The following is a 19173-nucleotide window of genomic DNA, read 5'->3' on the forward strand; positions in this document are numbered from 1 at the left end:
GCTCAATTAGGGGTGCTTTGCATTTCAAATCTTTGTGCAACAAAGCCAGTTATACATAAAAATTAAAAACTGAGTGTGTATATTTTCTTTGAATCATCCTATTTTAGAATATGTTTTAACCTCAATTCTTTTGGCTTTAATTCCCTCAATTCACATAAAAAACGAATATGATTTAAATCCTATTTTTAAATAGTTTAACGTCAGACCACCCAAGACTTGATCATAAAAAGCACCATTAGCTCCCCTATGCACTTGTTTTGGTGCAACTCTAAAAACACTTAGAATCACTCAATTAAACTAAATTATTATTCTCAACAAATTGATTTATAACAATTATAACCAAAGATAAATCAAATTGATTAGATTGGCATAGATTCTGCTTTTTGTATTCCATCATGTATACAAGTTGGAATGCAAAAAATGAGTCAGAACAAATGCATTGGCTGGACACTTCAAGAATGGCAAACCGCTTATCTCGACCAAGATATTCATCTTGAAGATTTAATCGACTATGTAGCACAATTACCACAACCTGATCATGCATGGATTTCAATTGCTACGACAGAAATACTTTCCCAACAAATTGAAGCCTTAAAGCAAAAAGCAGATCAAGCCACAGACCTCAGCAAAGAATTTCCTTTATACGGCATTCCGTTTGCAGTGAAAGATAACATCGATGTTGCTGGATTTATCACCACGGCCGCATGCAAGGCCCTGACAACTGTTGCTACGCAAGATGCCGAAACCATTCGCCTGCTTAAAAATGCAGGGGCCATTGTTGTGGGAAAAACCAATTTAGACCAGTTTGCAACGGGGCTTGTCGGGACACGCTCTCCTTTTGGTGCAGTCAGTAACACGTTTAACGCTGACTATGTCAGTGGTGGCTCTAGCTCTGGTTCAGCCAGTGTTGTAGCTCGTGGCTTGGTGCCCTTTGCACTCGGAACAGATACTGCAGGCTCTGGCCGTGTTCCTGCTGCATTTAACAATATTATTGGACTAAAACCGACTAAAGGCCGTTTTTCAAATCGTGGTTTATTACCAGCTTGTAAAAGCTTGGACTGTATTTCGATTTTCGCATTAACTGTAACAGACGCCGACACCATTGCCCAAATGATAGAACACTACGATGCGCTAGATAGCTATTCACGCCAGCATCCAAAGACTACACCTGCGAAACTCTCGGCTAAACCGCATTTTGCTATTCCCCAAAAACTGGAATTCTTTGGAGATGACCAAGCTAAGTATGCCTTCCAACTGGCTGTAGAACAGTTAAAAGTTCTCGGTGCTGAAATTACTGAAATTGATTTTTCGGCTTTTGAACAATTAGCAGCCCAACTCTATCAAGGCTCATGGGTGGCAGAACGTACGGCGGCGGTTGCCGAATTATTGGCTCAGCAGCCTGAGGTTTTCGATCCGACAGTGCGCACAATCATTCAAAAAGGTCATGATTTTAGTGCAGTTGATGCCTATAACGCAGAGTACTTAAAGCAAGACTTGACCCGAAAAATTCAAGATACTTTGGCCCAATTTGATGCATTGATTGTTCCTACCTCCCCAACCATTCATACCCTTGTAGAAATGGAACAATCACCGATTAGTCTGAACTCTGAGTTTGGGACTTATACCAATTTTACCAACCTCGCCGATTTAAGTGCTCTCGCCCTACCCGCAGGTTTCCGCACCGACGGTTTACCTTTCGGCATCAGCCTAATTGCACCTGCATGGTATGACCAAGCTCTGATTGAATTCGGAAAAATTTGGCAGACGCATTTGAACTTAAAGCTGGGGGCTTTAGACCGCTATGCACCCATTCCAAGGCTACAGAACTCAGTCTCTCCACATCATATCCGTGTTGCGGTGGTTGGAGCACACTTGACTGGAATGCCGTTGAACTTCCAATTGCTCACACGTGATGCTGTGCTTGTGGAAACCACGTATACCGCTGAGCACTATGCCCTGTTTGCACTGAATGGCACGATCCCACCTAAACCCGGTCTAGCCCGAGTCGATGAACACGGTCAGCAGATCATTGTTGAACTGTGGGATGTACCCACCGCTCGCTTTGGAGAATTTGTCGCAGAGATTCCGACACCACTGGGCATGGGCAATGTCGAACTGGCAGACGGTCGATGGGTTAAAGGTTTCATTTGCGAACCTTATGGCTTGAACGATGCCGAAAATATCAGTCACTTTGGCGGTTGGCGCACCTATATCCAACACTGTAACAATTCAAAAGTAGAACAAGCTTAGTCAAATTTAGGAATTATAAAATGTTTAAAACTGTATTGATTGCAAACCGTGGCGAAATTGCCGTACGTGCAATTCGCACTTTAAAAAAACTGGGGCTGACCAGTGTAGCGGTATATTCAGATAGTGACCGTTACGCACAACATGTCAAAGATGCAGACATTGCCATTGCTTTAGACGGCTTAAAACCATCCGACACTTATTTAAGCATTGAAAAATTGATTGAAGCTGCACAAAAAACGGGGGCAGAAGCTATTTTCCCAGGCTATGGCTTTTTATCAGAAAGTGCTGAATTTTCAGAGGCTTGTGAAAAAAATAATATTGCTTTTATGGGGCCAACCGCGACACAAATTTTAGAGTTTGGTTTAAAACACCGTGCGCGTGAACTGGCGGCGGCTGCACAGGTTCCTATGACACCGGGTACAGGCTTACTTGAAAGCTTAGATGAGGCAATTTCTGCAGCTACAGAGATTGGTTATCCCATCATGCTGAAAAGTACCGCAGGCGGTGGTGGTATTGGTCTCACCCGCTGTGATAACGAACAAGCCTTAGTTGAAGCTTATGAAAGCGTCAAACGTTTAGGCGCACAATTTTTTAAAGATTCGGGCGTATTTTTAGAACGATTTATTGACCGTGCACGCCATGTCGAAGTTCAGATTTTTGGTGATGGTCAAGGTCAAGTGGTTGCATTGGGCGAACGCGACTGTTCATTGCAACGTCGTAACCAAAAGGTAGTGGAAGAAACCCCTGCGGCTCATCTGCCCGAAGCCACACGTCAAAAACTACACCAAGCAGCAGTTGAACTAGGCAAATCGGTCAATTACCGCAGCGCAGGTACGGTCGAATTTATTTATGATGCTGCACGTGATGAATTTTACTTCCTTGAGGTCAATACCCGACTACAAGTAGAACATCCTGTCACTGAGATGGTAACGGGTTTAGACCTGATTGAATGCATGCTTAAAGTCGCTGCGGGCGATGCACTGGATTGGACTGCGCTTAGCAACATCCAACCGCAAGGTGCGGCGATTGAAGTGCGTATTTATGCAGAAGATCCAGTTAAGAACTTCCAACCCAGCCCAGGTGTACTGACCGAAGTTGTATTTCCAGACAATTGTCGTGTTGATACATGGGTTTCAACAGGAACAGAAATTTCGCAATATTTTGACCCGATGATTGCCAAAATCATCGTACATGCGGACACCCGTGAACAAGCCATTGAGCAACTAAAAAGTGTGCTCTCTCAAACTCGTTTAAATGGCATCAGCACCAATTTAGACTATGCACATAGCGTGATCTCTGATGAACGCTTTGCACAAATGCAAATCTGGACACGCTTGCTAGATGACTTTGACTACGTACCGAATGTGATTGAAGTACTCCAAGCTGGCACACAAAGCTCGATTCAGGACTTTCCGGGACGTGTTGGCTATTGGGATATTGGTGTACCACCATCGGGTCCTATGGATGACTATGCTTTTCAATTGGCCAATCAAATTGTAGGGAATGATGCTAGCGCAGCAGGTTTCGAGTTCACCCTGCAAGGCCCAAGCCTCAAGTTCCACCAAGACAGTGTGATTGCACTGACAGGTGCACCATGCCCTGCGCAACTGGATGATAAGCCCGTGACCTTTTGGCAGCCGATTCACATTCGCGCAGGTCAAGTACTCAGCTTAGGACAAGTCGAATCTGGTTGCCGTAGCTATTTAGCCGTTCGTCATGGACTCGATGTCCCCCTATATTTGGGCAGTCGTTCGACTTTTGCTTTAGGTAACTTTGGCGGGCATGCAGGACGTGTACTTCGTGCAGGTGACATGATCAAACTCGTCAACACAACCCATCCAAATAGCGATACACCTTTAGCCACGCAAGAACCACAAGCTCTATCTCCTGCACTCATTCCAAGCTACGGCAGAGAATGGAAAATTGGCGTTCTGTATGGACCACATGGTGCACCTGACTTTTTTAAACCCGAATATATTGAAGATTTTTTTGCTTCCGAATGGACCGTACACTTCAATTCCAACCGTCTAGGCATCCGACTGTCAGGGCCAACACCAAGCTGGGCACGTGAAAATGGAGGTGAAGCAGGACTCCACCCATCCAATGTCCATGACTGTGAATATGCCATTGGTGCAATTAACTTCACAGGTGACTTCCCTGTCATTTTAGCCAAAGATGGGCCAAGTCTGGGGGGCTTCGTTTGCCCTGTAACCATTGCCAAAGCTGAACTTTGGAAAGTGGGTCAACTTAAAGCCGATGATAAAATCAGCTTTTATCCTTTAACCGTTGAACAAGCCAATACCTTAGAACAACAACAAATTGAACGGATCGAAAATTTTGCTCATGCAGCCCTTAATTCTGAGCCACCAAGCAGTAACATTCCACCATCCGCAATTCTTGCCAGCTTAGAGGCAACTGATGTGTCCCCACGCACGGTATACCGCCAAGCAGGTGACAGTTATATCTTACTGGAGTACGGTGACAACGTTTTAGACTTGGCGCTACGCTTACGCGTTCATCAGCTCATGCAACTCATTCGCGCAGCCAATATTAAAGGCATATTGGAGCTGTCTCCCGGTGTACGTTCGCTGCAAATCAAATACGATGGACTCACGCTTCCACAGCATCAATTGATCGAATTTCTACTCAAGCTTGAACAGCAAATGGGTGATTTAAGCCAAATCAAGATTCCGTCACGGATCATTCATCTCCCAATGGCATTTGAAGACAGTGCAACTTTAGGTGCTGTTGAACGCTATCAAGAAAGTGTCTGTGCCAAAGCACCTTGGCTACCAAACAATGTCGATTTTATTCAACGCATAAATGGTTTAGACAGCCGTGAGCAAGTCAAAGAAATTATTTTCAATGCCCATTACCTCATTTTAGGCCTTGGTGATGTCTACCTCACCGCTCCATGTGCAGTACCGATTGACCCACGCCACCGCCTATTAAGCTCGAAATACAACCCTGCACGTACTTTTACCGCTGAAGGCACCGTAGGCATTGGCGGCATGTATATGTGTATATACGGTATGGATTCCCCAGGCGGCTACCAATTGGTTGGGCGCACCCTACCCATCTGGAATAAATTTAAAAAGAACAAACAGTTTGGTGACAAACAATGGTTCCTAAACTTCTTTGATCAAATCAAATACTTCCCCGTATCTGAGTCAGAGTTAGAGCAATGGCGTGCCGATTTTGAAAATGGTCAAGCACAAATTCGCATTGAAGACACTGAATTTGACTATGCAGCGTATTTACAACTACTTGAAGATGAAAAAGACAGCATTGCCGAGTTTAGAGCACAACAACAACACGCTTTCAGTGCTGAAGTCGGCTTATGGAAAGAAAGTGTTGATCATCAAGAACATCTGATTGCAGAAATACCTGATGAGACTGACTACAGCGCCTATGCAGCACTACATGCTTCGATGACCGGTAATATTTGGAAAATATTAGTAGAACAAGGTCAGATTGTGAAAAAAGGGGAAACCATTGCTATTATTGAAGCCATGAAAATGGAATTACCGGTGTACGCTGCGGATGATGGTACTGTCAAAGCCATTATTTGTCGGGCTGGACAAACCGTTCATAGCGGTGAGCCTTTGGTTTATATGGAATAACGCATGCCCAATACGACACGTGCAGGTTCAAGTTCAGACAATTTGTCTGAACTGGTTTACCAGCAAATAAAAAACGATATTTTTGATTTCAAATTGATGCCAGGTGAACGTTTTACCGAATCGGAAATCGCCTTAAACTATCAGGTCAGTCGTACGCCTGCACGGCAGGCGCTATATCGATTGCAACAAGAAGGCTATGTAGAGGTGGCATTTCGTAGTGGCTGGACTGTCCGTCCGTTGAACTTGCAATACTACGATGAGCTGTATGAGTTACGCATCATGATTGAGCAGTATGCAATTCGAAAGTTATGCAGCAGTGCATCTCAGCCATCGAAGGAAATGAAACACCTACACAAAATTTGGATGGTTGCACCGGAGCAGTATCTGTCAAGTTTAAAAGCCATGGCAAAAATTGATGAAGATTTTCACTGTGCATTGGTTCGTGCCATTGGCAATCAAGAAATGATCAAAATTCACCAAGAGATCAGTGAAAAAATTCGCATTATTCGTCGCCTCGATTTTTCAAAAACAGATCGGATTGCAGCCACCTATGCGGAGCATCAAGCCATTTTGAATTATATAGCACAGCAACAGACAGAGCTTGCCGTTGAAAAGATCAGCGCTCACATTCAACAAAGTCGGGATGAAGTAAAAAAAATTACCTTAGGTATGCTCAGTCAGCATGCTGTTGTGAAAGCAAGTCGCTAAGCACTCGATCAACATTCCACACTCAAATAAAAAAGGCGCTTCATGCGCCTTTTCTTCAACCTTTTAACTTAAGCAGGAATACGTAGGACTTGGCCTGGGAAAATATCATCTGCATCTTTCAATAGCGGACGGTTGGCCTCAAAAATTTTATTGTACTGGTTGGCATCACCATAAAATGTTTTGGAAATTTTCGATAAGTTATCCCCCGATTTAACCGTGTAGAACTTACTTTCAGGTTCAGGGCTCGCCACAGTGAGTTGATCATCGACTTGCGCCACATGGTCAATATTACCGACGGCTAAAACAATCTTTTCTTTGTCGGCTTGAGTCTGAACTTGCCCTTTCACGGTCGCCAAATCCGTGGTGGAGTTATAGCTGACTGAAAGTCCCGTCACAGGTAAGCCCAATGCTTTGATATGACCCAATAACTTGTTGGCAATTTCTTGAGCCGATGGCTCTGCTGGTGTGCTTGGTGCGGCTTGAGGCTCGGCTGCGGCTGTGTTTTTCTTACCAATGCCTTTAACAAAATCAAAAAGACCCATGTGTATGCTCCATCTTGTTATATCAGTGTTGTTATATTGAATGCTCAAAAATGAGACACCCTTTTTTATACCCAAAAAAGACAACAGATTTGGTAGCGAATAGTCCTCTTAAAGTAAAACTTTGTAAGTTACCCCAGTAAATAAAAGATTTTAAAGATGGGTTAAGCACTTTGCGTTTTTTGAAAGGCATAAAAAAGCCACCCAAATGGGTGGCTTTTCCATTCAGCAAAGCTGAAACAATATGTATTAACCTAGTTTCTTAGAAACGTAGTCAATCGCAGATTGTACAGTTGTGATTTCGTTAGAATCTTCATCTGGGATTGTGATGTCAAAGTCGTTTTCGAAAGACATAACAAGCTCAACAAGGTCTAAAGAGTCAGCACCCAAGTCATCCATGAAAGATGCTTCGTTTTTGATTTCTTCAGCCTTAAGACCAAGTTGTTCTGCAACTGCTTGCTTGATGCGTTGTTCGATATCGCTCACAGGAATTCTCCTCATTGCTTGTGGCGTTTTTAATGCCGTTAGTTTAATTGAATCTTTAAAATTTTGAAAGTTTATCCATCAGCCAATTAGCTCATGTATAGACCACCATTTACATGCATTACCGTACCAGTAATGTAATTCGCTTTGTCTGATGCCAAGAAGCTCACCGCATTTGCAATATCTTGTGGATCACCTAAACGGTTTAAGGCCACTTGATCGCTCATTTTTTTACGGATGTCTTCGCTTAATTGCTCAGTCATTTCTGTTGCAATAAAACCAGGCGCCACTGAGTTTACAGTGATTTGACGGCTGCCCATTTCTTTTGCAAGGCTGCGGCTAAATGCTTCAATACCAGCTTTCGCTGCTGAATAGTTGGCCTGACCTGGGTTGGCAAAATGCGCAACCACAGAACTAATATTAATAATTCGTCCAAAACGCGCTTTGGTCATACCTTTTAAAACGCGTTTCGACAAACGGTAAACTGCTTTTAAATGGATATTTAAAATGTCATCCCAGTCATCTTCTGACATACGAAGTAACAAATTATCTTTGGTAATCCCAGCATTGTTCACCAAAACCAACACAGGACCATAGTTTTGTTCAATGTCAGTGACCAGCGCATCAATGGCAGCACCATCACGAACATCGAGCACTTTACCTGCACCGTGTTCACCGAAGCTTACAGCAAGTTTTTCTGCACCTGACTCAGATGTCGCAGTACCCACAACAAAATAACCGTCTTGAATAAGTTGCTGAGCGATGGCAGCACCAATCCCTCGACTTGCACCTGTCACGAGTGCAATTTTGCGTTCCTGTGTCATGCAATTTTTCCTTCAGCCACTAAAATGGCATTTAGTGCATCTTCCAAGCGTGATTTACTATCGAGTGGAAATGCTTTTTCAATATTAGGTAGACGTTTTGCCAAGTTTGCCAAAACATTGCCTGGACCACACTCTGCAACATATTGGATCCCTTGATCCTGAATAAACTGCATTGTTTTGGTCCACTGTACAGACTCATATAACTGAGCGGTAAGTGCTTGGCGGACTTGTGCTACATCTGTAGCAATTTCCGCGCCCACATTTTGTATTACAGGTATGCTAGGCAGCTCAATGGCAGTTTGTTCCAAAGCTTGTGCGAACTGTTCTGCAGCAGGCTTCATCAATGAACAATGCGATGGAACAGAAACTGGGAGTGCAATCGCTTTGCCGCTGTTTTCTTTGGCTAAAGCCATCACTGCTTCAACTGCTGCTTTTTCACCAGCAATCACCACTTGACCTTGAGCATTGTAGTTAGCCGCTTCAACTGAACCTTCAGCTTGATTCGAAACTTGTTGGCATAAAGCAACAACTTGCGCATCATCTAAACCTAAGATGGCTGCCATTGCACCCTTACCTTGAGGTACAGCACTTTGCATCAACTTACCACGCAAATTTACCAGCTTGACTGCATCACCTAAGCTTAGGCTTCCTGCTGCAACCAACGCACTGTATTCACCAAGTGAGTGTCCCGCCAAATACTTCGGTGCAACACCACCAAGTTCTAACCATACACGCCACAAAGCAATACTGGCAGTTAACAATACTGGTTGGGTAAATTCAGTTTGGTCTAAACCTTCACCAGATTGTGCAATGTGCCACAAATCGAATCCAACCGCTTTAGAGGCTTCTGCAAATGTTGCTTCAACACTGGCAAATTGTTCTGCCAATTCAGCCAACATGCCAACCTTTTGTGAACCCTGACCGGGAAATACAAAAGCTGTTTTTGTTGCCTGAGCGACTTGATCAAGTTGTTTCGCAGACATAAAAAAGTCCTTTCTTGTCTTTGCTCTCGTTTATGGAGCGAAAATTTAACACTTAATTTAGGTCGATGTAATTGCCAAATACAACAAAAACAGCAGCGATAAAAATTCGACAACAAAAAAAGGGAGCTTTACGCTCCCCTTTTTTCGACTAAGCTCTAAGCTTAATGCTTCGACAATTATTCAGCAGATGCTTTAGCGAATAATTGACGACCACGGTAGATACCATCTTTAGATACATGGTGACGACGGTGAGTCTCGCCAGTAGCTTGGTCTACAGTTAATGCATTCTCGGTTAAAGCGTCATGTGAACGGCGCATGTCACGGCGAGAGCGACTTTTACGGTTTTGCTGAACGGCCATGATGGCTCCTTACAAATCGAAAAATATGGATCAGAACAAATTCAGTTGTCTTATACGGAAGAGTATAACACAAAAATTAGTTAAGTTTACCCTTCAAACTTGCCAAAACATCAAACGGATTATCCCGCTTTTCTTCAACAAGTTCTTCAACGGCAGGTTGGTGCTTATGTTCACAAGCGTCATGCTTAGCAGACAAAGGCATCAACAATAACAATTCATCTTCTATCAGAGACAGTAAATCAGCCGTCGCAGGCGCATCATAGCTACCTTTCGTCGTTGCTTCACTTTCACCTAAGACGATGAAATCAGCATCCTCATCCAAGCGCTCTATCAGTGACTCATCATCCACTAGAGCTAGATGAAAATCTGAAACGAGTTCAATGTTTACCGTGCCTAAACAGCGCTGGCATTCCATTGGAACGTTCGTTTCAACGTGACCATCTAGCCATACAATACGATGATACGCATCCATTGATAGCTTACAGTCTATGTTAATCAATTGATCATCAATTGATCCAACAGCTTCACGGGCTATACGAGCAAAGCGAGACAATGGCAGTGTTCCTGACCATGTAAAGCCTTGTTCGGCCCATTTAAACGGCTCAATCTGTGCCGGAAAGGTATTTGCTGACATAATTAAGGCGGCAATTCTACAAATTCATCAGTACTCTGTCAAAGATTAAGATACAATTTTGTACTTATTTAGACAGACCATTTGGGTAACTTAAGTCATGCATCTGTTGCAGCCGCAAACAGAAGTGAGTATTTCATCACTTGTGAGCACAATTTCAACTGTCGATTCTGACATTTCAAACCGCCAAGTGCAACTCTCGACGTGGGAGAATTTGTGTACAGAAGCAGAACAAGTTGATTGGCTCATCTTACACTTTAATCGTTGGTTTTCCCACCTGAATGTCAACTTGGTTAAAGGTGACTTTGAACCTGAATATTTTCCCGCGATAGACAGCACCCCTGCACGCATCCAATTTGCCCATGGTTTTTTTAATAGCGCCTTGCATGAAATCAGCCATTGGAGCATCGCAGGAGACCAACGCCGTCTACTCCCCGACTTAGGCTACTGGTATGCACCCGATGGTCGTACGGCTGAGCAACAAGCTTTATTTGAGCAGGTTGAAATTAAACCGCAAGCCATTGAATGGTTATTTGCCACAGCTTTTGGTCGGAAGTTCCGTGTTTCCTTAGACAATCTGACTGGTGAAGGTGGTGACGGCAACCGCTTCAAAGACCATGTTTTCGCTCAAGTTCAGGCTTATTTTTCAGGCCAAGCTCAATTGCCACGTGATGCGAAACACTTCATTGACTGTATTTGCCTATGTACTCGTGCTGGCAAAACATTACAGAGCGATGAATTTCAAAGAGAAATGCTCGACTAAATTTCACACGATTCACATTTTGGTCATTGAACATCACCGAGATAAAGCGCGATAATGTTGAAAAAACCATCAGGAGATAAAAACGATGCTTCATTTAAGAGTCCATCCTGATAACCCTCAAGCACGCTCCATCAGCCAAGCAGTAGAACGGATTCGTGCAGGCGATGTGGTGGTATACCCGACCGATGCCGCTTATGCCATTGGCTGCCAGATTGGGAATAAAAATGCCATGGAGCGGATTGCTCAAATTCGCGGCCTTGGGGCCAAACATCAATATGCCATCATTTGTGCAGATCTGTCCGATATTGCCACTTATGCCAAAGTGGACAATGCTATGTATCGTTTACTGAAAAACAATACACCAGCCGTGACCACCTTCATTTTGCCTGCAACCAGTGAAGTTCCAAAACGCTTGATGCATCCGAAGAAAAAAACCATTGGTCTACGTATTCCAAGTAACCCTGTGTGCCAAATGTTACTCAAAGAGTTGGGTGAACCACTACTAACCAGTACTTTAATCCTGCCGAATCAGGAAGAACCACTGGATGATCCCTATGATATAGAAATGCAACTATCAAAACGAATTGATGTGTTTATCGACAGCGGGCTGGGTACCTTGAGCACCACCAGTATTGTCGACTTATCAGGTGATCACCCTGAAGTGATTCGCCGTGGGCTTGGCGATGTCAGCGCATTTGAGTGATGCGCTGCATTTATTCGCTAGGGAAACTGAATCTCACATTCTCAAGAGATCAACATGACCCTGTTTATGGTTTTGCTCAATCTCAACCAATTTCCCGAGCAACATAATTTATATGTGCAGCGTCCTTGGACGCTTGAGTCCGAGACTTTGGTGCAACGCCATAGCTCAATCAACTGCATTATGTGGGAAAAGAATCTGTACAACTATTTCCTACCGATCTCGACCATCCAACAATATTTCAAATACCTCGAACCCAAAAATCTCTGCCTACAAGACAGCTGTCAGCGCATCATTGAATTTGCGCTACAAGCACCTGAGTAAATCTTTTCTTTGGCGTCAACTGACATTAACTTGAGCTTCATCGACTCTCTTCACTCTTTCAAACCATTTATAAAATTAAAACGTTGTCCATCACTACTCTAATCTCAATAAATCTGTATCACCCATCTAACTATCTGCAGCAAATCGATTATTTTGCAAACTACAGGACTATGCCCTAAGTGTGCCAAGTTCTCTCAAATCCACCCCATTTCTACAAATTTAGCTACGACATCAGTGGATAAAAAGCATCACAAAAATAAATACTCTCTATTTATTTACAGCTTTTTTTGTTATTTGGTCGGTTAAATCATGTATTCACACCGCAATTTGTTTTACACTAAGCCCTATTAAAATTATGTATTTTTTAAATCACCTCTACTTTTTCTCCTAAGTACTGATTCGAAAAAACATAATCATGCCTTTGAAAATTCGCGTGGCCAATAACTGTAATGAATCAATCCGTCCATAATGCCATGGAAGATCTTCCACAAATCCGTGTTATGGATGAGTGGCATGACTCCATCCCCGAGGATTTATATATTCCTCCCGCTGCATTTGAAATTCTTTTAGAGCATTTTGAAGGACCACTCGACTTTCTGATTTACCTGATTCAAAAAAACGGCTTTGACTTATTACAGTTAGATATTGCCCCGATTGCAGCGCAATACCTGTCTTATATGGATGCCATGAAGTCGCTGAACATTGAGCTGACAGCAGACTATATGGTGATGGCTGCGCTATTGGCTGATTTAAAGTCACGTTTGCTATTGCCAAAAGCACCCAATGCAATCCAAATTGAAAAAGACCCAAAACAAGAGCTGATTGACCGTTTAGAAACTTATCTCCGTATTAAACAAGCGGCTGAACGCTTGGGGCAAATGCCTATATTAGAGCGAGACACCTTCTCAACCAATGTCAGCTTAGGCCAAACTCTAGATAATAATGACGGTCATGATGTGCAACAGCTGCGTGATGCATTGTTCTGCGTGTTTAACCGACCTGAGCCGATTACCCATCAAATTGCACAAGAACCAGTTTTACTTGAAGAACGCATGGCTTTTATTGAAAGCAAAGTCGCTTCAGGTGAAGTTTTAGTTTTTGAATCTTTGCTGCGTCCCATCCAAGGTCGCATGGGCATGGTCGTGACGTTTATGGCCATTTTAGAGTTAACTCGTCAGCAACGTATTCAAATTGTGAGTTCAGGTGTTGAAGCACCACTTTCGATACAAGGAGTCAAAAAATAATGTTAGAACAAACCGCTCCTGTAACGAATGAAGACAACTTGCATGAAGTGTTGATGCAATTAGAAGCAATTATTTTTGCCAGTGATGCGCCTGTTTCACTTGCGCGATTGAAAGAATCGTTCCAAAATCAATATAGCAAACAAGATTTACGCCAGTTTTTACAACAACTTGCCATGCTACAACATGGTCGTTCGATTGAACTGATTGAAACTGCTCAAGGTTTTCGTTTTCAGGTTCGAGCAAAATACCGTCAAATCGTTGCACAAACGTGGCCAGAGCGACCAACTCGTCTCTCGCCATCGCTACTCGAAATGTTGGCCGTGGTTGCCTATCATCAACCCGTCACTCGAGCAGATATAGAACAAATTCGAGGAGTCTCAAATAACAGTCAACTGTTACGAACGTTATTTGATTGGAACTGGATTAAAGAATCTGGTTTTCGTGAACTCCCAGGAAGACCTGCGTTGTTAGTTACGACGCCCCAATTTTTAAATGCATTTGGCCTAAATTCTTTAGGTCAGTTGCCTCCCCTGCAGGATGCCAAGGAAGCTTTTATGGCGCTCGATGCGAATGCACCGAAGTCGTAAATAGGTGAACTGTTGATGATAATTTCTAAGGTTATGCTGTCATGAGTGAAAAGTTGCAAAAGGTACTCGCACGAGTTGGTTTGGGTTCTCGCCGTTATATGGAAGAAGTCATTGCCGCTGGTCGTGTGAGTGTCAACGGCCAAGTTGCCCAAGTAGGCGAACGTATTGAACCAGGTGATGAGCTTCGCATCGATGGTCGTAAAGTATCGTTCCAAATTGAAGATGAAATTCGTCGTCGTGTTCTGATTTACTATAAACCAGAAGGCGAAATTTGTTCACGTAACGACCCTGAGTCACGTCCAACGGTATTTGATCAATTACCTGCAATCGCGAATGATCGCTGGGTGATGGTGGGTCGTCTGGATATTAACTCAACAGGTCTACTATTGTTCACAAATGATGGCGAACTCGCGAATCGCTTGATGCACCCATCAAATGAAGTTGAACGTGAGTATGCTGTACGTGTTATGGGTGAAGTGACGCCTCAAATTAAGAACAACATGCTCAAAGGTGTGGTGTTAGATGATGGCCCAGCGAAGTTTGAGTCATTCTCTGAAATTGGCGGTGAAGGGATTAACCGTTGGTATCAAGTGGTGGTAAAAGAAGGTCGTAACCGCGAAGTACGTCGTATTTTTGAATCGCAAGGTTTAAAAGTCAGCCGTTTACTCCGTACACGTTATGGCACGGTTATTTTACCGCGTGAATTACGTACGGGCCGTTGGATGGAGCTGGACAAAAACGACATCGACAACTTAACCAAAGCGGTTGAGTTAAAACCACGTCAAGGCACAGGTTTGTACGGCATGGCAAAACGTCGTACTGAACGTATGCAAGAAAAACCAATGGCTGCACGTCGTGGTGGTTTCTTACGTCAACAGCGCCGTGACAATGAAGATGAAGGCCAACAACAAGCGAAGCCAGCTTTCAACCGTGAACGTCGTGAAAATCCAAATGGACATAGCCAGCGCCGTCAGGACAATGCACAAACAGGTTATGGTCAACGTGAACCACGCCAAAACTCAGGCTATGCACAACGTGACAGCCGTCCAGAGAACTTTGGCAACAAAGGCACCTATGGTCAACGCGACGCGCGTGATGAAAATGCGCCACGTAAACCTTTTGGAAATAAAAGCTTTAAGAAGTTTTAATTTTTAAAGTCCAAATTTGAGCCACTTTCGAGTGGCTCTTTTTATATGTGTTTACACTGCACAATAAGCCCTCTTTCTGTTCTAGATCAGAAAAAACTGCAAGCTCCTTATAAAAAACGCCCAACTTATTGAGCGTTTTTATTCCCCCGCCAACAGCAGCCCATTCATGCCACACTTTGCGGAATGGCGCTAAGTAAGCATTTGGTATATTCATGCTGTGGAGACTGGTACAAATCATCTGAATTGGCTATTTCCACCAAATCACCATGATTCATCACCATGATTTGATCTGAAATATATTTCACCACTGATAAATCATGTGAAATAAAGATATAACTCAGTCCAAATTCATCCTGTAAATCTTGCAGTAAATTCAGTACTTGGGCTTGTACCGAAACATCCAATGCTGATACCGACTCATCACAAATCAAAACCTCAGGTTTTAAGGTTAAGCAGCGGGCAATGGCAATACGTTGACGCTGTCCGCCTGAAAACTCATGTGGATAACGATAAAAAGCCTGTGCAGGTAAGCTCACGCGTTCCAACAAGTCCAAAGCCATCTGTTTACGTTCAGCATCATTCGCGCCGATATGATGCACCTGCATCGGTTCCATCAAAATCTGCCCGACAGTAAAACGAGGATTGAGTGATGCATAGGGATTTTGGAAAATGATTTGAATCTTGCGTTGATACCGAGCAAACTCTTTCTCTGACATGGTCAAAATATCTTGACCTTCAAACAGCGCTTTCCCCCCTGTTGCCTCCTGTAAGCGCATCAGCAATAATCCGATGGTGGTTTTCCCTGAACCAGACTCACCCACCAAGCCCAAAGTCTTGCCTTTTGCCAGTTGGAAACTCACGCCTTTGACCGCTTGAAACTCCTCTTTGCCGAATAATCCTTTACGACTATAAAATGACTTTTTAAGGTCACGCACATCTAAAATGATCTCTTCTTGGCCAGTTAAGCCGCGAGATCTTTGTTGAAGTGACTCGACATCGATGCTATGCGTTTCAATATAGTCATCACCCTTTTGCTGCATGAAATCACTGATCATGGGCAAACGCATGGGACGTTTGGACAATTGTGGACGGCAGTGTAACAACGCTTTGGTATAGACATCTTGAGGACGTTCAAGTACAGCTTTAACCCAGCCTTGTTCACGAATTTGACCATGCCGCATCACGATTACCTGATCGGCAATTTCCCCGACCAAAGCCAAATCATGGGTAATAAACAGCATCGACATTTGATGCTTCTTCCGCAAAGACTCCAACAAATCTAAAATTTGCTTTTGAATAGTGACATCCAACGCTGTCGTCGGTTCATCGGCAATCAATAGTTTTGGCTTACACGCAATTGCCATAGCAATCATGACCCGCTGCTGCTGACCACCCGACAACTGCCCTGGATAAGCATCAATCTTGGTTTCAGCAGATGGAATCCCAACTTCTATCAATAGTTCCAAAGCACGTGCACGCGCCTGCTTACGACTCATGCCCAAATGTAACTGCAAAATTTCTGCAATTTGTGAACCTACCGTAAACACAGGATTTAAGGATGACATCGGTTCCTGAAAAATCATGGCAATATCTTTACCACACTTTTTCCGCATTTCACGGCGTGGTAAATCGAGTAGGTTTTTCCCCTCAAACAAAATTTTACTGTCCGAAGCAATTTGACTGCTTTCAGTAGGTAACAGCCCCATGGTGGCTAGCGATGTAACCGACTTTCCACTCCCTGACTCCCCAACCAAGGCTACAGTGGTATTCACTGGAATACTAAAACTGATGCCTTTGACCGTTTCAATGTACTGCTTTTCTTCATTTTTAAAGCTAACACGCAAGTTTTCCACCTGAAGTAAGGCTGGCGCTGTCATATGATTAAGTTCAGACATTCTCATGCTCCTATTTCAGTTTTGGGTCTAATGCATCACGCAGTGCATCGGTAAACATTGAAAATGCAGTGACCAGAATAGCCATCGCCACAGAAGCGGCCGCTAACTGCCACCACTTACCTAAAATCAACTCACTTTGTGCTTCATTCAACATGCTGCCCCATGACACCACACCGACAGGGACACCAAAACCAAGGAAGCTCAAAATCACTTCTGACTTAATAAAGGCCACCACCAAAATTGACATTTGAACCAGTGCGATATGACTGACATTGGGAAATATATGCACAAAAATACGTCGGCTATGACTCACCCCAATTGCTTTTGCCGCCAACACATATTCCCGCGAAGTATGCTTCATATATTCGGCACGAATTAAACGATATACTCCCGTCCACCCCGTTAAACCCAAAATCAAAACAATCGATAAAACGCCTTTTTGTTGCAGTACCGCAGCAATCGCTAGCACCAAAAGCAAATAAGGAATCGAGGTGAAAATGTTATAAAACCAGTTCAAGACATCATCGACCCAGCCACCAAAGTAGCCCGAAATAGCACCTAAAACTGTGCCAATCACCACGGCAAGAAAAGCTGCGACCAAGCCAACAATAATTGATGTTTCTGCACCTTTAATGGTTTTCAGTAAAACACTTTGTCCCCATTTGTCGGCACCTAAAACCAAGCTTTGCTTGAGTTCCGCTTGCTGATCCAACAAATGCCCATCCAACGCTTGATCAATCGCTTTCATATCTTCGGCTAAAGGATCAACAACCCCATAGTAATCAATTGCCCCCCCCACACCCTGTTCAGCAGCAATTTCTGTGTTGAGCTCACGAATCACATCTTTTAAAGGATCAACAGGGTTCTCAGGCACAGCCGCTTCGACTTTTCGTGTTTCACTTTGCGTAGCAGGTATCGCTGCTGCACCGATAAACGTAGGTGGTGCATAACTCACAGCGACTTCTTTATTCCAGTCTTTTGCAATCAATCCTGTAGATGACAAAATTAACAGCACCAAATAAAACAGTACGATTAGGAGAGAAAACATGGCGATTCGATCGCGTTTTAAACGGCGCATGGCGAGTTGCCATAGTCCTGTAGACGCTGTTGTAGGTTCAGCAGTATCTGGTTTTCTTTTAGTGAGAACACTGAGCATAATTCACCTACTTCAACTGTACACGTGGATCGACCCATTTATAAATCAAATCGGCAATCAAGTTGAAAAACATCGTTGCGAGGGCAACGTACACGGTAATGGCTTTAATTACGGGAAAATCACTACGCTCTACCGCAATAATTACTTCACGACCAATGCCCGGAATACCAAAGAAACGCTCAATCAAAAATGCACCAATCAACAAAGCAGGTAAACTTGCCATCACGTCTGTAATAATCGGGATTGAGGCATTACGTAGCACATGCACGCCTAAAATGCGCCGTTCACCCATCCCTTTGGCACGTGCAGTACGAACATAGTCTTGATTGACTTCATCCAAAACAAAACTACGATACAACCGTAAAGTCGGGGCAATACTGACCACTAACATGATCAGAATAGGTAATAAAGCATACTTAAACAGGTTCTCACTAAAGCTATCGCTCCAGCCTTGTACTGGAAACCAGCTCAGCTGATAGGCAAAGACATACTGAAAAACAATGATATACACCAAGATACTGATCGACATGCCAATCGTACACAGCATCATCACCATACGATCTGTTAAACTGCCACGCACCGCTGCCACCGCCAAAGCCAAAATAATAGAAATAATGGTTTGTAAGATCGTCAGTGGAATGAGCAAAGTCAGTGAAGGCCCAAGTCGTGTCATGATGATTTGCGATACTGACTCCCCTGTACTCCAACTCAGCCCATAATCAAAAGTCAGAATCTGTTTGATGAAAATCCACAGTTGCACATAATAGGGCTGATCGACCCCAAGCTGCTGTCGGATATTTTCAATCTGTTCAGGGTTCGACATTTTCCCTGCCAAAATATAGGCAGGGTCGCCACCGACCCAGTTAAACAAGAAGAAAATCAGCAGCACCACCCCAAGCATGGTCGGGATCATTTGCCAAATTCGACGAATAATATATGCCAGCATAAAAATGCCC

18 protein-coding genes are annotated in these 19173 nt (G+C 43.5%); 9 read left to right on the plus strand and 9 right to left on the minus strand.

Annotated features, from left to right (window positions below; translation table 11 throughout):
* Positions 1 to 420 precede the first annotated feature (420 nt).
* The 3 genes from atzF to ACF8FD_RS08505 are packed head-to-tail and all read left to right on the plus strand — an operon-like array spanning position 421 to position 6581.
* Positions 421 to 2250 carry an allophanate hydrolase gene (gene atzF / locus ACF8FD_RS08495; protein WP_234304593.1) on the plus strand — a complete coding sequence of 610 codons (1830 nt, stop codon included), beginning with the start codon at positions 421 to 423 and terminating at the stop codon, positions 2248 to 2250.
* 20 nt (positions 2251 to 2270) lie between these two features.
* Positions 2271 to 5873 carry an urea carboxylase gene (gene uca / locus ACF8FD_RS08500; RefSeq protein ID WP_234304592.1) on the plus strand — a complete coding sequence of 1201 codons (3603 nt, stop codon included), beginning with the start codon at positions 2271 to 2273 and terminating at the stop codon, positions 5871 to 5873.
* Between the two features lie 3 nt (positions 5874 to 5876).
* Positions 5877 to 6581, plus strand: coding sequence for a GntR family transcriptional regulator (locus tag ACF8FD_RS08505; protein WP_094148254.1), 705 nt, complete (start codon positions 5877 to 5879; stop codon positions 6579 to 6581).
* A 68-nt stretch (positions 6582 to 6649) separates the two neighbouring features.
* Here the strand turns inward: ACF8FD_RS08505 and lysM are convergent, their stop codons facing one another.
* The 6 genes from lysM to ACF8FD_RS08535 all read right to left on the minus strand — a co-directional run bounded on the left by lysM (position 6650) and on the right by ACF8FD_RS08535 (position 10403).
* Entirely contained in the window at positions 6650 to 7123 is a 474-nt protein-coding gene (gene lysM / locus ACF8FD_RS08510; protein WP_004695352.1) for a peptidoglycan-binding protein LysM, read from the minus strand.
* 246 nt (positions 7124 to 7369) lie between these two features.
* Positions 7370 to 7606, minus strand: a complete 237-nt coding sequence (gene acpP / locus ACF8FD_RS08515) for an acyl carrier protein (RefSeq protein ID WP_004695351.1) — start codon at positions 7604 to 7606, stop codon at positions 7370 to 7372.
* Positions 7607 to 7692: 86 nt separating this feature from the next.
* Positions 7693 to 8427 (minus strand): 3-oxoacyl-ACP reductase FabG, encoded by a 735-nt coding sequence (gene fabG / locus ACF8FD_RS08520; protein ID WP_062034057.1) that lies wholly within the window; start codon positions 8425 to 8427, stop codon positions 7693 to 7695.
* The gene (fabD, locus tag ACF8FD_RS08525) at positions 8424 to 9410 is read right to left on the minus strand and encodes an ACP S-malonyltransferase (protein ID WP_279679278.1); all 987 of its coding nucleotides are present in this window, start codon (positions 9408 to 9410) and stop codon (positions 8424 to 8426) included. The genes fabG and fabD overlap by 4 nt, the downstream gene beginning before the upstream one ends.
* 176 nt (positions 9411 to 9586) lie before the next feature.
* Positions 9587 to 9769 (minus strand): 50S ribosomal protein L32, encoded by a 183-nt coding sequence (rpmF, locus tag ACF8FD_RS08530; protein ID WP_004279227.1) that lies wholly within the window; start codon positions 9767 to 9769, stop codon positions 9587 to 9589.
* A 76-nt stretch (positions 9770 to 9845) separates the two neighbouring features.
* A complete protein-coding gene (locus ACF8FD_RS08535; protein WP_004982945.1) occupies positions 9846 to 10403 on the minus strand; it encodes a DUF177 domain-containing protein in 558 nt (185 codons plus the stop codon).
* 97 nt (positions 10404 to 10500) lie between these two features.
* Between ACF8FD_RS08535 and ACF8FD_RS08540 the strand changes: the two genes are divergently transcribed.
* The 6 genes from ACF8FD_RS08540 to rluB all read left to right on the plus strand — a co-directional run bounded on the left by ACF8FD_RS08540 (position 10501) and on the right by rluB (position 15166).
* Positions 10501 to 11163, plus strand: coding sequence for an elongation factor P hydroxylase (locus tag ACF8FD_RS08540; RefSeq protein ID WP_058870158.1), 663 nt, complete (start codon positions 10501 to 10503; stop codon positions 11161 to 11163).
* Between the two features lie 85 nt (positions 11164 to 11248).
* Positions 11249 to 11866, plus strand: coding sequence for an L-threonylcarbamoyladenylate synthase (locus tag ACF8FD_RS08545; protein WP_004695345.1), 618 nt, complete (start codon positions 11249 to 11251; stop codon positions 11864 to 11866).
* 54 nt (positions 11867 to 11920) lie between these two features.
* Positions 11921 to 12187: a hypothetical protein gene (locus ACF8FD_RS08550; protein ID WP_010327369.1), complete on the plus strand. Its 267-nt coding sequence runs from the start codon at positions 11921 to 11923 to the stop codon at positions 12185 to 12187.
* Between the two features lie 449 nt (positions 12188 to 12636).
* Complete coding sequence (locus ACF8FD_RS08555; RefSeq protein ID WP_005400316.1) at positions 12637 to 13431, plus strand: ScpA family protein; 795 nt, start codon at positions 12637 to 12639, stop codon at positions 13429 to 13431.
* On the plus strand, positions 13431 to 14018 hold the full coding sequence (scpB, locus tag ACF8FD_RS08560) for an SMC-Scp complex subunit ScpB (protein ID WP_010327370.1): 588 nt from the start codon (positions 13431 to 13433) through the stop codon (positions 14016 to 14018). The genes ACF8FD_RS08555 and scpB overlap by 1 nt, the downstream gene beginning before the upstream one ends.
* A gap of 41 nt (positions 14019 to 14059) precedes the next feature.
* Positions 14060 to 15166 (plus strand): 23S rRNA pseudouridine(2605) synthase RluB, encoded by a 1107-nt coding sequence (gene rluB / locus ACF8FD_RS08565; protein ID WP_004695341.1) that lies wholly within the window; start codon positions 14060 to 14062, stop codon positions 15164 to 15166.
* Between the two features lie 164 nt (positions 15167 to 15330).
* Here rluB and ACF8FD_RS08570 read toward each other — a convergent pair whose 3' ends face one another.
* The 3 genes from ACF8FD_RS08570 to ACF8FD_RS08580 are packed head-to-tail and all read right to left on the minus strand — an operon-like array spanning position 15331 to position 19163.
* Complete coding sequence (locus ACF8FD_RS08570) at positions 15331 to 17061, minus strand: ABC transporter ATP-binding protein (RefSeq protein WP_234304589.1); 1731 nt, start codon at positions 17059 to 17061, stop codon at positions 15331 to 15333.
* A gap of 10 nt (positions 17062 to 17071) precedes the next feature.
* Positions 17072 to 18217, minus strand: coding sequence for an ABC transporter permease (locus ACF8FD_RS08575; RefSeq protein WP_234304588.1), 1146 nt, complete (start codon positions 18215 to 18217; stop codon positions 17072 to 17074).
* A 7-nt stretch (positions 18218 to 18224) separates the two neighbouring features.
* Entirely contained in the window at positions 18225 to 19163 is a 939-nt protein-coding gene (locus tag ACF8FD_RS08580; RefSeq protein WP_205667666.1) for an ABC transporter permease, read from the minus strand.
* Positions 19164 to 19173: the final 10 nt, after the last annotated feature.

The organism is Acinetobacter sp. TYF_19 (assembly GCF_043105125.1).
Classification (GTDB): Bacteria; Pseudomonadota; Gammaproteobacteria; order Pseudomonadales; family Moraxellaceae; genus Acinetobacter; species Acinetobacter johnsonii.